Origin of the sequence: Litchfieldia alkalitelluris (assembly GCF_002153425.1) — a bacterium.
Lineage (GTDB): Bacteria > Bacillota > Bacilli > Bacillales > Salisediminibacteriaceae > Evansella > Evansella alkalicola.
In genome coordinates, this window is record NZ_KZ119600.1 from 499,106 (window position 1) to 512,857 (window position 13,752).

A 13,752-nucleotide genomic window follows, 5' to 3' on the forward strand; every position below is an offset into this window, starting at 1 on the left:
CATGACAAGAGTTGCAAAGTTGCGGCTCTTTTTTTTATGTCCACTCACTTCCCCCATTCGTTCCTCAATATCCCCATCTTTATCGCATCGAAGTATTCTCCATTCACGATTCTAGCATCTCTTATTCTAGCTTCTTCTTTCATCCCCAACTTAGATGCTACCTTCATCATTCTTAGGTTCCCTGACCAAGTTGACATACCTAATCGATGTAAATTGGTGTTAGTAAAAAGATAGTTAATCCAGAGTTTGTATGCTTCAGATCCATAGCCGCCATTCCAATAATTGCTGTCATAAATGACGATACCAGTCTCAAGCCAATTCGTGTTTTTATCGACCCAATATGCTCCAACGTATCCGATGGCTCTGCCTTCACACTTTATGACTAGGGAATCAGGTACACCTGGCAATATTTCTTGCTCCCAATCATTACAAAATTCTTCTTTAGTTAGTTTCTCCTCTGGTATATAGGGACCGTTCCACTTTTTAGCTTCTTGCTTCGTTTCTTCATATTTCCAAAAGTACAATTCCTCTATGTCCCTATTTGTTGCCTTTGTTAGTTCAACTTTCTTTCCAATGATTTCAACCATGTTAGACTGTTCCTCCTAAGGTAAAAAAATTGACATTTTTTTATGCAGCATCATTTGAAGTTAGTTCAAAATCAATAAACTTAAAATAAGGGTGTAGCATTCCTATTAATGATACCGTGCAAATAATAGTTCCTATCAGTAAGTATAAAGGCCTTACACCAACTATTTCACTTAAAACCCCACCGACTAATACCCCTATCGGCAAAGCGCCCCTAACAATTAACAATCGGACTGAGAAAATTTTTCCCATCAAATGATTTGGCACGGTTTTCTGGCAAATGGTTACATTATGGACACTGAAAATGGCCATTGCGATTCCAGCGATGATTTCCGTTGGTATCGCCAATGCAATACTTTGGTTAAAGTACAGCCATATAAATGTTAATCCACCGACTGTCAACGAACCCAACATCATGCGCCTACGACTCTGATACTGTATTTTTCCCACTAAAAAAGCGCCAATAACATATCCGATTGGGAATGCAGCCATGAAGTATCCATATTCGGCATAACTGCCTGCTAGATCGCTCGTAATGTACGGGAGTGTAGTTACCATTGTAACGCCAACCCCGAATTGGATGAATGCCAAGAATATTCCTAGCCAAATGATGATACGTTGTTTGAAAAAATAAGTTATTCCTTCTCGGAAATCCTCTAGCCATGTCTTTCTAACGGAGGATACCTCTCGTTTTTCCTTAATAAAAAGTAGTAGTGAACCACTTATGAAAAGAAAGATGCATACTAATGACAGTGTAGGAATAACATCGATATATTCAATGACAATTCCACCTGTAATTGGTGCTAAGAAGGTCATTAGTCGGACCATACCATCAATGTATGCATTCGCTGTGCTTAATTGTTTTTCTGGAACAATGGTTGGCGTGATGGCATGGTTTGCTGGCACGTAAAGTGGTGTAATTAATCCGATGATGACTTGAACAGTGAAGATGTGCCATGGTTGAAGATCCCCTGAGATATATGCGAATAAAGGCAGTAGGAAGATGACAGCCCTTGTCCATTGTGAAAATATCATGATCCATTTCCGACTCCATTTATCAATAAACGGTCCAATGAATAATTGAAGAAGAAGAGATGGGATGAAGTAAAGAAGCCACATACTTCCTAATGCTAATGATGACCCAGTGAGTTGAAAAATGAGAATGGAGTTGCAAAAGGTACCAAATGCCCCACCTAATTCGGAAATGGCATTCCCTAACCAGATAAATAGAAACTGTGGATTTCTGAAAATATGACGATCGTTTTTGTTCATAAGCCCTATGACCTCGCTAGAATTATTTGTTTAGATAGGAGTCGATTTCCTTCGAAAGAGAATCAATGGAGTTTAGTTTTAGGGAGTACTTTGAATTTTTTATTTCAACGATTTTTGCTGCTCGTAATTGTTTTAGATGATGATGAACGGTTGATTTTCCTAATTCTAGCTGGTCAGTTATATCATGCAGGGAGCGATCCTGTTCGAATAATAATTTCACAATCTTCAGCCTCACTTCATCACCTAATGCCTTAACTTTTGCTACTAAAAAATTGTCGGGCATGTATTTGTCATTGGGATAAATGCTTTCATTGGACACAGGATAATAAAATACTTTTGTCCCATCTAAATCAGCTTCTATATTCCATGGGCGATAGATGTATTGTGGAATTAATAAAACGTAGTGGACACTTGGTTCAGGTACATAACTAACACCACCAGTTGCCCAGGCTACAAATTCTTCGGCTGTCATCTTAGTTAGCATCTTTTTCTTTGCCTGATAATCATTATGTAAAATTTGAGTTAGCTCCTTTGCATTTGGTTTCACAACCTCTTCGAACCAACTCTGCATGACAAAAATTAGGTGATTTTTCAATTCATTTATTTCAACACTACAAATAAATTGAATGTAATCTGGGAAAAACGGGTTATCACTCGTAATCTTTTTTAACTCTTTAATGGCGGTTTTGTTTTCCTGAATGGCTTGTCTGCGTATATCTTCAAACTTCCTTCCTACAAAAGGTAAACAGATGAAACGGAGATCTTCAGAATTAGCTTGCTCTATGTAATTTGTTAGGTCTTCGATATCGGTAAAATCTTTTGTATGCAAAATCTGTAGGAGTGCTTTCCACGTATTGTTTTTCTCCACATATTCCAGGTGCTCTAATAGATTCATACTTATGGATTCTTTAATGGAGGACCAATAACTCATAGGCTTCTCTAATGTGTTCAAAAGGGGTGTATTAGTAATTGCGGCGATTCCAAGGGCTGATTCCCACAATGGGGAATATTTTAGTCGTACCTGATATGTTTCTCTCTTCTTACTTGATAAATTTAATGTGTCCAAGTATTTCACCTCTTTTATTTTGATTGACTCCGCAGGCGCAAAGCGCAGAGGAGGCTTACCAGCCGCCTGCGCAAAGCGAGTAGCCTGCTGCGAATTTAATTACATCATATCTATTTTCATGATAGCTTAATTCTATATTATTAGAACAAAATATTCAATATTTTTAGAACTTATTGTTGCGAAAAGATATTTACGAGGTAGTCTTGCTTTATAAATGATCAATATAGTGCGATCCAATGTTAACACTATTCAGACTTATTTATTGTTAGTTTGATAGAAGTGTGTTACACTACGGGTGGTTAAAATTAAATAGGCTCAAGGGGAGCTATGAGGTTGGCTGAGAGGATATCCCGTTTGAAGATATCGACCCTATAAACCTGATCTGGGTAATTCCAGCGGAGGGATGTGTTTTTGGACTATATACATAAGTCTACATGCTCTCGGTGGCATGTAGGCTTTTTTATTTGCAACTCGTTCACCAAGACGAATGCGCTTTTCATATTAGGTCAGGGCTTGGGAAGGGTCTACAGCTGAAGGGAGGGTGACATGAAAAAAATACATGAAGGCGTCTTAGCCTCTTTACCGGCAGTCGCTACAGTAGCATTGTTTTTACTATTCTGGGAAGCAGCAGTTTGGATCTGGCAATTTGAAAAATGGCTATTACCAGCGCCAACGGATATTGCAAAGGCATTTGTTGAGACATTGCCACTTCTTCCAGACCATGTGTGGATGACAACGCTAGAAGCGGTCCTTGGGTTTCTCCTAGGTTTAACGGTAGCTTTATTGTTAGCATTTTTACTTGATTTTTCACCAGTCATGAGAAAAAGCTTTTATCCACTCTTGTTATTTTCACAAACCATCCCAATTGTCGCCATTGCACCACTTTTGATCATATGGTTTGGCTATGGGATATTACCAAAAGTGCTTGTCGTTGCACTCGTTACATTTTTCCCGGTGGTAGTAAGTGTGGTGGAAGGCCTGCAAGCAAGTGACAGGGACATGATAAGACTCGTCCGGTCCATGGGAGGCTCTCGCTGGCAAGTATTTCGATTAGTTCGGTTTCCAAATGCGCTGCCGTATTTGTTCACAGGACTAAGAATTGGTGCTACATACAGTGTGTTAGCAGCTGTAATTTCAGAATGGGTAGGGGCGAGTAAAGGATTAGGTATCTTTCTAGTTAGAGCCCAGAATTCCTTTGCCACTGACAAAGTATTTGTGGCCATTGCGATCATATCACTCCTAAGCTGCTTGCTATTCTTAATTGTTATCTTAATAAGCAGGATAGTTATGCCATGGAAATACAAGAATTCAAAATAATTTACTTGGAAACGGAGAGTTGAATTTTATGAGAAAAATGAATCTCTTATTTTTACTAATAGTTAGTGTTTTGTTGATTGTTGCTTGTAACGGTTCTGATGTAGATGAAAATGGTGATGGTGAAGTTACTAACAACAATGATGGCGATACTGCCGAAGGTGCAGAAGAACAGGGAATAGAGGAAATAACATTCATTCTTGATTGGGTACCAAACACGAATCACACGGGCTTATATGTGGCACAGGAAAACGGTTATTTTTATGAAGAAGGAATTGATTTAACGATCATTGAGCCAGCATTAGACGGTGCCCTTCAAATCATTGCTTCTGGTCAGGCTGACTTTGGGATTGCTGCCCAGAACGAAGTGACACTGTCCCGTTCCAATGATATACCAGTTGTATCTTTGGCTGCTGTGATGCAGGAGAGTACTTCTGGTTTTGCATCGCCGATTGAAAAGGATATTACATCACCGAAAGATTTCGAAGGGAAAAAATACGGTGGCTGGGGATCGCCACTTGAAGATGCCATTATCGGTGCTGTCATGGAAGCAAACGATGCTGACCCTTCCACAGTAGAAAATATTACAGTAGGTACATCTGACTTTTTCGTAAACACGCAGCGTGAAGTGGACTTCCAGTGGATTTATTACGGCTGGACTGGTGTGGAAGCAGAGGTCCGCGGAGAAGAACTGAACATGATCTATTTACATGAAATTGACCCAGTTTTTAATTACTACACGCCTGTTATTGCTTCAAGTGAAACATTCATCGAAGAGAATCCAGAAGTAACGGAGCGATTCATGAGAGCCCTAAGTAAAGGTTATGAATTTGCAATCGAAAATCCTGAAGAAGCTGCAGAAATACTGATTGGCGTAACTCCTGAAACTGATGCTGACTTAATTCGTGCTTCACAAAAACATTTACAAAGCATCTACCAAGGGGACGCAGAAAAGTGGGGTTACCAGGAAGAATCAAGATGGGATGAGTTCACTGCTTGGATGCTCGAAAACGAATTGATAGAAAACGATGTGGATACGGAATCGTCCATGACAAACCGTTTCCTACCATAAGGAGAAGGATTGAAGGAGTTCATATGCATTTAAAACTAGTAGATATACATCATTCGTTTGTCGAAGGTATTGAACACGCAAAAGTGGTCAATGGGGTGAATCTCTCCTTGGAAAAAGGGGAGTTCGTCTCAATCATAGGCCCTAGTGGTTGTGGAAAAAGCACGCTGTTTAATTTGGTGGCTGGCCTGGAAATTCCAATGGAAGGGGAAATCCTCCTCAACGGTCAAAGTGTAAACGGGCAACGTGGTCACGTGAGTTACATGATGCAAAAGGATTTACTGTTTCCTTGGAAAACAGTATTGGAAAATGTGCTACTAGGGGCTACAGTCTCCAAGGAAAATGTTAGGGAAGCTCGAGAAGAGGCACTCTCTTTGTTCCCTTTATTTGGACTCGAAGGCTATGAAAACAATTATCCAACTGTTTTATCGGGGGGAATGAAGCAACGGGCAGCGCTGCTCCGTACTTTCTTGCACAAGAAAGAGCTCTTATTGCTAGATGAACCATTTGGAGCGCTCGATGCTTTGACACGTGAAAAAATGCATGAGTGGCTTCTTGATATATGGAGCCAAATGCAAAGATCGGTTCTGTTTATCACCCATAGTATTGACGAAGCGATCTTCTTATCAGATAGAATCTATGTTTTGACCCCAAGGCCGACAGCAGTTTTACAAGAGTTTAACGTGGAGCTTGCTCGCCCACGCACGAAGGAAATGACCTTGTCAGACGAATATTTAGAGCTTAAACAAAAGCTGATGAAGGCGTTGTATCGGTAGTCTCTAGCCTCTGCGAAGGGTGGGGAGGTTAACGAGCTGCCTGCATTAAATCTGAGAACTGATTATGTTCCAAAAAACTTATTCAGGGTAACAATGTTTTAAAATATAGGCTCTTATAAAGAATAGTGTTGATTTTAGACGCTTAAGTTGATTGTAGCGAAAGGTGCTCCTGTCTCTTCCTCTACAAGTATTGCTTTGTAGTGTATCCGTCGAGACAACTCGAAGTATAATCGACGATGTGTCGCTCGTGCCTGTGGGAAAAGCATTAGCTGAAGATCCCGCAGGGTGTACTTCCCGAGGAAGCTGAAGCAATGCCCACGGCAAGCGAGAGTTCTGTAGCGAAAATCAACAGCAAAGTTTAACAGAGTCAAAATAAAAAATAAAACTGGAAAGGATGATCATTAATGAAATTCTCAGAACAGTTAAGACAAAAGGTAGATGCAATTTGGGAGGCAAGCTTCGAACACCCATTTGTTAAAGGAGTGGCAGATGGATCACTTCCAATCGAATGCTTTAAGCATTATTTAAAACAAGATTCTTTCTACTTGTCCAAATTTGCACAGGCGCAAGCTATTGGAGCAGCTAAGGCAAATGATTTTTACACGACATCACAAATGGCTCATCACGCGAAATCATCGTATGAGGCAGAGCATGCCCTTCATGAGCAGTTTGCAAGAGATCTGGACCTTTCGAAAGACGGTGTCATTCATAACGAAGACCCAGCACCAACAGCGGTTGCATACACGAATCATATTTTAGCTGCTTCTTATAAAGGCTCTCTTGGTGATGTTATCGCAGCTTTGTTGCCATGTTATTGGTTGTACTATGAAATTGGGGAGAAGTACAAAGGGTCAAAACCAGGTCACCCAATCTACCAGAAGTGGATCGACACATATGGAGATGAGTGGTTTGCCACATTAGTGAAAGAGCAAATTGATCGATTAGATGATTTAGCTGAAAGAGCGTCCGAGGAAGACAGGAAGCGTATGGAAAAAATCTTCGTTACAAGTAGTAAATATGAGTATATGTTCTGGGAGATGTCCTATACATTAGAAGATTGGCCAGTGTGAAGGTGTGAGGAGTAAAGGTTTAAAGGTATCAAAAGTAAGTTTAAAGGTTTAAAGGGGTTAAGCTATTTTTAAAATGGGTAAATTAAGTTTAAGGGTTTAAAATAAATATGTGGATTTTAAAAGCATTAAAAATAAGTAATAAGGGTATTTAAAGGTTTAAGTTTATAAGGGGAAGTCTATCCAATCGCATTTTTGGTGATTGGGTAGGCTTTTTCTATTTTGTGGTGTAAATGGTGGAAGAATGAGGTTGGCCAGATTAATGTTGTTAGTTCTAATTTGACGGTTTAGAAGAGAGGCCGGGGAAGGATTGTTATTGGTGACTGCGGACAGGAAAAGGGGAGGGTTGAAATCTAGTCCGCAAGGTTGATGGCAGCGGACAACAGTGAATGAAAAGGAAGGTGAAATGTCCGCAGTGTTGATGGTAGTGGACAAAAGCGAAGGAAAAAGAAGTAGAAATGGGTCTAGACTATAAAGTGGACACGTTATGGAGAGAATAAAACCATAATCTAGAAATGGAGCGTGTCAAAATGATTAAAACCTATGATGAGGAGTTTAAAGAGTATATCGCTAAGTTAGTAGTAGAAGAAGGAAAGAAAGCTACAGAGGTTAGTAGTGAAATGGATATCTCAAGCAAAAACATATATCGCTGGGTAAAAAAGTATCGGGAAAAGTTAAAGCAAAGTAAAGAAGGAACAGAATATATTACACCTGGAGAGTACAAGAAACGTGAGAAAGAACTGCTAGATCAAATTAATGAATTAAAGGAGGAGAATGAGATTATAAAAAAGGCGGCGCACATCTTCATGAAAGGCCGATAGTTAAGTTTAACTTTATGTATGAGCACCGAAAGGAATTTCGAGTTGTGAAGATGTGCGAAGTCCTAAAGGTTTCAAAGAGTGGATATTATAAATGGATAAAAACCAGCAAAGAAAACAACTTGCCTTGTAAGCAAAGAAAAAAGAGGTTAATGGCAAAGATCCGTAGGCTATTCTTTGAATATAGGTCTGTTTATGGTAGCCCTAGGATTACCAGGGAATTATGGAAACTTGGGATTAAAATAGCTGAAAGAACTGTTGGTAAATATATGCGGGAAATGGGGTTACGAGCAACACCGAAGAAAAAGTTTGTGGTAACAACGGATTCTAAGCATCAAAATCCAATTTACCCTAATCTATTAAATAGACAGTTTGAAGTAGACAAACCAAATAGTGTTTGGGTAACGGATATTACGTATATTTGGACAATGCAGGGTTGGTTGTACTTAGCGACAGTGATGGATTTGTTCTCCCGAAAAATCATAGGGTGGGCTACAGATAAAACGATGACAAAAGAATTGCCATTAAGAGCTTTGGAACGAGCTATTAGTTCAAGAAAACCAGGGGAAGGGTTAATCCACCACTCTGACCGAGGAAGTCAGTATACCTCTCAGGATTACATTGATCGGCTTAAGGAATGTAACATGCAAATAAGTATGAGTCGTAAAGGAAACTGTTATGACAATGCGTGCATGGAGTCATTTTTTTCCTCACTTAAAAAAGAGCTAGTGTACAGACAGAAGTTTGAGAACCGTGAAGTAGCAGCTAAGGAAATATGGAAGTACATCATGAGCTTTTATAACGCAAGAAGGAGCCATTCGACATTAGGCTATGTATCGCCAAATGAGTACGAAAAACTCCATGGCAATAAGCAAAAAGCAGACAAAGGAGAAAGTGCCGCATAATCTCAAGTGGCAGACACAAAGCAACTTTACACGGAGTGGCGGGTATGTTAGCCTCCTTGGCGAGCCACAGGTTCTGTAACCTATGTGGCTTCGTGGCTAGGAACACATGCCCGCAGAGGCTCCGTGTCAAGTTGCGAAGAAACGAGAGAACCCAGCTGATGGACATCTAACCAAGTTATAAGAATATTAAGTATCAGAATTCTTTAACGGAAGTTTGTAAAATCAACTCATATAACCGATATTTCTCTCTAATTTTTGTCTACTTTCTTGACAGAGGACCAGAAATGTCCGCAGCGTCGGTGCCAGCGGACAAAATCGAAGGGAAAAGTAGGTGAAATGTCCGCAGCGTCGATGCCAGCGGACAAAATCGAAGGGAAAAGTAGGTGAAATGTCCGCAGCGTTGATGGCAGCGGACAAAAGTGAAGGGAAAAGAAGTAGAAATGTCCGCAGGAGCGATGCCAGCGGACAAAAGCGAAGGAAAAAGAAGTAGAAATGTCCGTAGCGTTGGTGCCAGCGGACAAAATCGAAGGGAAAAGTAGGTGAAATGTCCGCAGAATCGATGCCAGCGGACAAAATCGTAGGAAACTGAAGTAGAAATGTCCGCAGCGTCGGTGCCAGCGGACAAAAGAAAAGGGAAAAGAAGCAGAAATGTCCGCAGCGTCGGTGCCAGCGGACAAAAGAAAAGGGAAAAGAAGCAGAAATGTCCGCAGCGTCGATGCCAGCGGACAAAATCGAAGGAAACTGAAGTAGAAATGTCCGCAGCGTTGATGGCAGCGGACAAAATCGAAGTAAACTGAAGCAGAAATGTCCGCAGGGTCGATGGCAGCGGACAAAAGAGAAGGGAAAAGAAGCAGAAATGTCCGCAGCGTCGATGCCAGCGGACAAAAGCGAAGGAAACTGAAGTTGAATTGTCCGCACCCCCAATGCCAGCGGACAAAACAGAAGTAAAAAGCCCCAGAAATGTCCACAGCAGCACAACTACCATCAAACATCCAAATACTGCATCAATCCCTCTGTTAACAAATATCCAATTCTAGTAATTCCCTGCACCCCTTTAATAGTTTTTGTCTAATATAAATCGTTTTCCTCACTCTAACGAGTAAACAAAGATATGTTAAAATGAAAATTAGCTTAGTGTAAGCGTTTTCTTAATAAACTAAATCTATTAATATAATTGGAGGTACTATCGTGGGACAAAACAATGAATTTGCACATCGTATGGGAAACAAAACAATAAAGCTTGTGGACGCTTCAGGGAATCCTGTTGCAGGGAAGGAAGTTACACTTAATCTGACAAACCACAAATTCTTATTTGGTTGTAGCCTTTTTGATGCAATAGACGTAGCGAACGAAAATGTACCAGCAGATCGACTAGCTTTTCAAAAAGAAAAAATTGATAAATTCTTAGATGTATTTAACTCTGCAACTCTACCATTCTATTGGGCGCGCTTTGAGCCTGAGAGAGGGAAACCGCAAACGAAGGAATTAAAGGCTACGGCGCAATGGTTAAAAGATAGGAACGTGGCTGTGAAAGGACACCCCCTTTGCTGGCATACGTTGGCAGCACCATGGTTATTGGAGATGAGTAACGAGGAAATACTAAAAGCTCAATTAGATCGAATTGAAAGAGACGTAACAGATTTCAAAGGTTTAGTTGATACTTGGGATGTTATTAATGAAGTAGTAATTATGCCGATTTTTGATAAGTACGATAATGGGATTACTCGATTGTCACAAGAGCTTGGTCGTGTTGGGATCGTGAAGGAAATGTTTGCGAAAACTCGTGAAATGAATCCTGATGCAACGCTCTTAATCAACGACTTCAATACTTCCATTAACTATGAAATTCTCATTGATGGCTGTTTAAATGCAGGCGTGCCAATTGATGTGATTGGAATTCAGTCCCATCAGCATCAAGGATATTGGGGGCGTGAGAAGTTAGAAGAAGTGTTAGAGCGTTTCTCTCACTTCGGTCTGCCAATTCATTTTACTGAGAATACGTTGACATCTGGACATATTATGCCGCCAGAAATCGAGGACTTGAACGACTACCAAATTGCTGACTGGCCAACAACGCCTGAATATGAAGAGCGCCAAGCGAGAGAAGTAGAAGAAATGTATACTATCCTATTTAAGCACCCACTTGTGGAGTCCATCACGACTTGGAAATTCAGTGATGATGGGGCTTGGCTTGGAGCACCAGCTGGCTTTTTGAGAAAGGATAATAGTCCAAAACCATCTTATGACGTCCTTAAGAGATTGATTAAAGAAGACTGGCATACAAATGTTACGGTAAAAACTGATCAGAATGGCCAACTATCATTCGAAGGCTACCTAGGAGAGTATGAACTTGATTGCGATGGTAAAAAAGCAAGCTTCCATCTGGAAAAAGAAAGTGGCGTAGAAAAAGTTGAAATTTAAGTGAAAGTGAAAACTTTACTTCATAATGGCTGAACTAGATAATGCCCTAAAAATCAAAAAGAAAACTTCCTTCGCTCTAATCGGTAGGAAGTTTTCTTTTTTATGTTATCCCTACATCTCAAAACCACTTATCTATACAAAAATGCATAAAAAAAACGGTTGTAACGTTTTTAATACCTGTTCGTTGGTGCTACAGTAGACATAACATATTTTTTCCCAATTCAATACAAAGGAAAATACTTCCACATTTAATCAGACGGATATAAAGGGAAAATAAGCAGAAAGCAACCATGTATAGGGGAAGAAGGGATATAAAATGGCACAACACCAAAAGCCTCAATCTGAATATGCACAACACCAAAGTAGTTTTAAGAAAGGCTGGAATTTGGAAAACAGTTATACAACTCTGCCAGATATGTTTCACTCGGCACAAAAGCCAGTCCCAGTAAGGGCGCCAAAATTAATTAAGTTGAACGAGTCTTTAGGAGAAGCGCTTGGATTGGACGTAAATGAACTCACGAATGATAAAGGCGTTCAAATATTTGCAGGAAATGACATACCTGAAGGATCAGAACCTATTTCTCAAGCATATGCAGGTCATCAGTTTGGAAATTTTACGATGCTTGGAGATGGTAGGGCAGTTTTACTAGGAGAACAAATTACTCCAAACGGTGAGCGAGTAGACATTCAACTGAAAGGTTCAGGAAGGACGCCATACTCCCGTGGCGGAGATGGGCGTGCGACACTTGGACCGATGCTTAGGGAGTATATTATTAGCGAGGCGATGCATGGGTTGGGGATTCCTACTACGCGAAGCTTAGCAGTCGTAACGACGGGAGAAACGGTGATGCGTGAAAGGGTGCTACCTGGTGCTATTTTAACGAGGGTCGCCTCCAGTCATATTCGTTTTGGAACGTTTGAATATGCAAGGAGATTTTGTTCGGAGGAAGATTTGAAGGCTCTAGCAGACTACACCATCGAGCGACATTATCCACAAATAAAATCTTCAACTGAAAATCACTATCTTGTTTTGCTACAAGAAGTTATTCAAAAATATGCGTCATTATTGAGTAAATGGCAGGCTGTTGGTTTTATCCATGGCGTAATGAACACGGATAATATGACGTTAAGTGGTGAGACCATTGATTATGGCCCGTGTGCATTTATGGATAGCTATGATCCTGAGACAGTGTTCAGTTCCATTGACAGGGAAGGGCGCTATGCTTATGGAAATCAGCCTTATATCGGTTCGTGGAATCTTTCCCGTTTTGCAGAAACATTGCTACCTCTTTTACATGAAGACGAAGAGACAGCAGTGAATATGGCGCAGAAGGAAATTGCCACTTACAAAGAGCACTATTTCTCTGAATGGTTTGGCCAGATGAGGGCTAAATTAGGGATTTTTGATAAAAAAGAGGAAGATGAGGCTCTCATTTCAGATTTACTTCAAATCATGAAGGGAGCTTCTGCAGATTATACGAATACGTTCCGAGCATTAACACAAAATAATTTAGATGTATTAGATTTATTTGAAAAACCGGAATTCAAGAGCTGGCATGAAAGATGGGAGCAAAGGCGTCGGGAACAAGAGGAGTCTGAGGAGGATTCCTATGAGTTAATGAGGAAGACCAACCCTCAAGTTATTCCACGCAACCATCTAGTGGAAGAAGCTTTGGACGCAGCTGTAGAAAAAGAGGATTTCAGTGTCCTGGAGAGTCTGTTAGACGTTTTAACTAACCCATTCGATTTTTCCAAGGAACAAGGAAAATATTGTTCACCAGCTGCATCAAATGCCCCATACCGAACGTACTGCGGGACTTAATTCATGAAAAATAAAGGTCTGTCCATGAATAGAGAAGAGCTGTTTCCCAAAAACTAGTCTAGAGGTGATGACGTGAGTAGAGGAATTATAACAGCGTTATTTGCAATAGGACTGGCACAGTTTTTAAAAATACCGTTAAAGCAAGTGAAATCAAAAAAAAGGTCTTGGGAAGCAATCTTTCAATCCGGTGGTATGCCAAGCTCCCATTCAGCAGGGGTAGCTTCTTTGGCAACCTATACTGGGCTCCGCTTAGGGATGAGAAAGCTTGATTTTGCCTTAGCAGTCATATTTGGATTAATTGTCATGTATGACGCTCAAGGTATTCGCAGATATGCAGGGGAAACCTCCATGAAGGTAAATGAACTGGAAGAAAAGGTGGAGCGCCTAGCGGGAGAGTCTACAGGAAATTACCATGACAAAAAAGAAAAGCGGCTTAAGGAACAGTTAGGTCACCAACCTGAAGAGGTAGCAGTTGGGGCTATATTAGGAATTATCATTGGAACGTTCAGTTATTTGTTTTCAAGAAGAAGGAAATTTATATTTAATTAAGTAAGGTAACCGGCATTTCTATTGTAGAAGTGTCGGCTTTTCCTAGTCCTTGAAATAAATGTTTAGTTAAAAGATAAAATGAAATAGG

The 13,752-nt window shown here is 40.4% G+C and carries 12 protein-coding genes, 1 pseudogene and 1 riboswitch; of the genes and pseudogenes, 10 read left to right on the plus strand and 3 right to left on the minus strand.

Annotated features, from left to right (window positions below; all coding sequences use genetic code 11):
- Window positions 1-44 precede the first annotated feature (44 nt).
- The 3 genes from BW724_RS02455 to BW724_RS02465 are packed head-to-tail and all read right to left on the minus strand — an operon-like array spanning window position 45 to window position 2,923.
- On the minus strand, window positions 45-587 hold the full coding sequence (locus BW724_RS02455) for a GNAT family N-acetyltransferase (RefSeq protein WP_088073509.1): 543 nt from the start codon (window positions 585-587) through the stop codon (window positions 45-47).
- A 40-nt stretch (window positions 588-627) separates the two neighbouring features.
- Window positions 628-1,857: an MFS transporter gene (locus BW724_RS02460; protein WP_088073510.1), complete on the minus strand. Its 1,230-nt coding sequence runs from the start codon at window positions 1,855-1,857 to the stop codon at window positions 628-630.
- 22 nt (window positions 1,858-1,879) lie between these two features.
- A complete protein-coding gene (locus BW724_RS02465) occupies window positions 1,880-2,923 on the minus strand; it encodes an ArsR/SmtB family transcription factor (RefSeq protein WP_088073511.1) in 1,044 nt (347 codons plus the stop codon).
- 308 nt (window positions 2,924-3,231) lie between these two features.
- Window positions 3,232-3,344, plus strand: a riboswitch (TPP riboswitch).
- A 125-nt stretch (window positions 3,345-3,469) separates the two neighbouring features.
- Here BW724_RS02465 and BW724_RS02470 point away from each other — a divergent pair.
- From BW724_RS02470 to BW724_RS02515, 10 genes and pseudogenes are all read left to right on the plus strand, one after another.
- Entirely contained in the window at window positions 3,470-4,240 is a 771-nt protein-coding gene (locus BW724_RS02470) for an ABC transporter permease (protein WP_088073512.1), read from the plus strand.
- A 28-nt stretch (window positions 4,241-4,268) separates the two neighbouring features.
- On the plus strand, window positions 4,269-5,309 hold the full coding sequence (locus tag BW724_RS02475) for an ABC transporter substrate-binding protein (protein ID WP_235848876.1): 1,041 nt from the start codon (window positions 4,269-4,271) through the stop codon (window positions 5,307-5,309).
- Between the two features lie 23 nt (window positions 5,310-5,332).
- A complete protein-coding gene (locus tag BW724_RS02480) occupies window positions 5,333-6,082 on the plus strand; it encodes an ABC transporter ATP-binding protein (RefSeq protein WP_088073513.1) in 750 nt (249 codons plus the stop codon).
- 404 nt (window positions 6,083-6,486) lie between these two features.
- The gene (tenA, locus tag BW724_RS02485; RefSeq protein WP_088073514.1) at window positions 6,487-7,152 is read left to right on the plus strand and encodes a thiaminase II; all 666 of its coding nucleotides are present in this window, start codon (window positions 6,487-6,489) and stop codon (window positions 7,150-7,152) included.
- A 527-nt stretch (window positions 7,153-7,679) separates the two neighbouring features.
- Window positions 7,680-8,872, plus strand: a pseudogene (locus BW724_RS02495) (IS3 family transposase).
- Window positions 8,873-9,203: 331 nt separating this feature from the next.
- Entirely contained in the window at window positions 9,204-9,362 is a 159-nt protein-coding gene (locus BW724_RS23425) for a hypothetical protein (RefSeq protein ID WP_176371263.1), read from the plus strand.
- 106 nt (window positions 9,363-9,468) lie between these two features.
- Window positions 9,469-9,669: a hypothetical protein gene (locus tag BW724_RS02500; RefSeq protein ID WP_088073517.1), complete on the plus strand. Its 201-nt coding sequence runs from the start codon at window positions 9,469-9,471 to the stop codon at window positions 9,667-9,669.
- Between the two features lie 391 nt (window positions 9,670-10,060).
- Complete coding sequence (locus tag BW724_RS02505; protein ID WP_205160355.1) at window positions 10,061-11,293, plus strand: endo-1,4-beta-xylanase; 1,233 nt, start codon at window positions 10,061-10,063, stop codon at window positions 11,291-11,293.
- A 316-nt stretch (window positions 11,294-11,609) separates the two neighbouring features.
- Window positions 11,610-13,115: a protein adenylyltransferase SelO gene (locus BW724_RS02510; protein WP_088073518.1), complete on the plus strand. Its 1,506-nt coding sequence runs from the start codon at window positions 11,610-11,612 to the stop codon at window positions 13,113-13,115.
- A gap of 72 nt (window positions 13,116-13,187) precedes the next feature.
- Entirely contained in the window at window positions 13,188-13,664 is a 477-nt protein-coding gene (locus BW724_RS02515; protein WP_088073519.1) for a divergent PAP2 family protein, read from the plus strand.
- Window positions 13,665-13,752 lie beyond the last annotated feature (88 nt).

Bases quoted from the DNA above. Each gene is read 5' to 3' on its own strand.
- BW724_RS02455 (WP_088073509.1), bottom strand. From the start codon at position 587: ATGGTTGAAATCATTGGAAAGAAAGTTGAACTAACAAAGGCAACAAAT.
- BW724_RS02460 (WP_088073510.1), bottom strand. From the start codon at position 1,857: ATGAACAAAAACGATCGTCATATTTTCAGAAATCCACAGTTTCTATTT.
- BW724_RS02470 (WP_088073512.1), top strand. From the start codon at position 3,470: ATGAAAAAAATACATGAAGGCGTCTTAGCCTCTTTACCGGCAGTCGCT.
- BW724_RS02475 (WP_235848876.1), top strand. From the start codon at position 4,269: ATGAGAAAAATGAATCTCTTATTTTTACTAATAGTTAGTGTTTTGTTG.
- BW724_RS02480 (WP_088073513.1), top strand. From the start codon at position 5,333: ATGCATTTAAAACTAGTAGATATACATCATTCGTTTGTCGAAGGTATT.
- tenA (WP_088073514.1), top strand. From the start codon at position 6,487: ATGAAATTCTCAGAACAGTTAAGACAAAAGGTAGATGCAATTTGGGAG.
- BW724_RS02500 (WP_088073517.1), top strand. From the start codon at position 9,469: ATGTCCGCAGCGTCGGTGCCAGCGGACAAAAGAAAAGGGAAAAGAAGC.
- BW724_RS02510 (WP_088073518.1), top strand. From the start codon at position 11,610: ATGGCACAACACCAAAAGCCTCAATCTGAATATGCACAACACCAAAGT.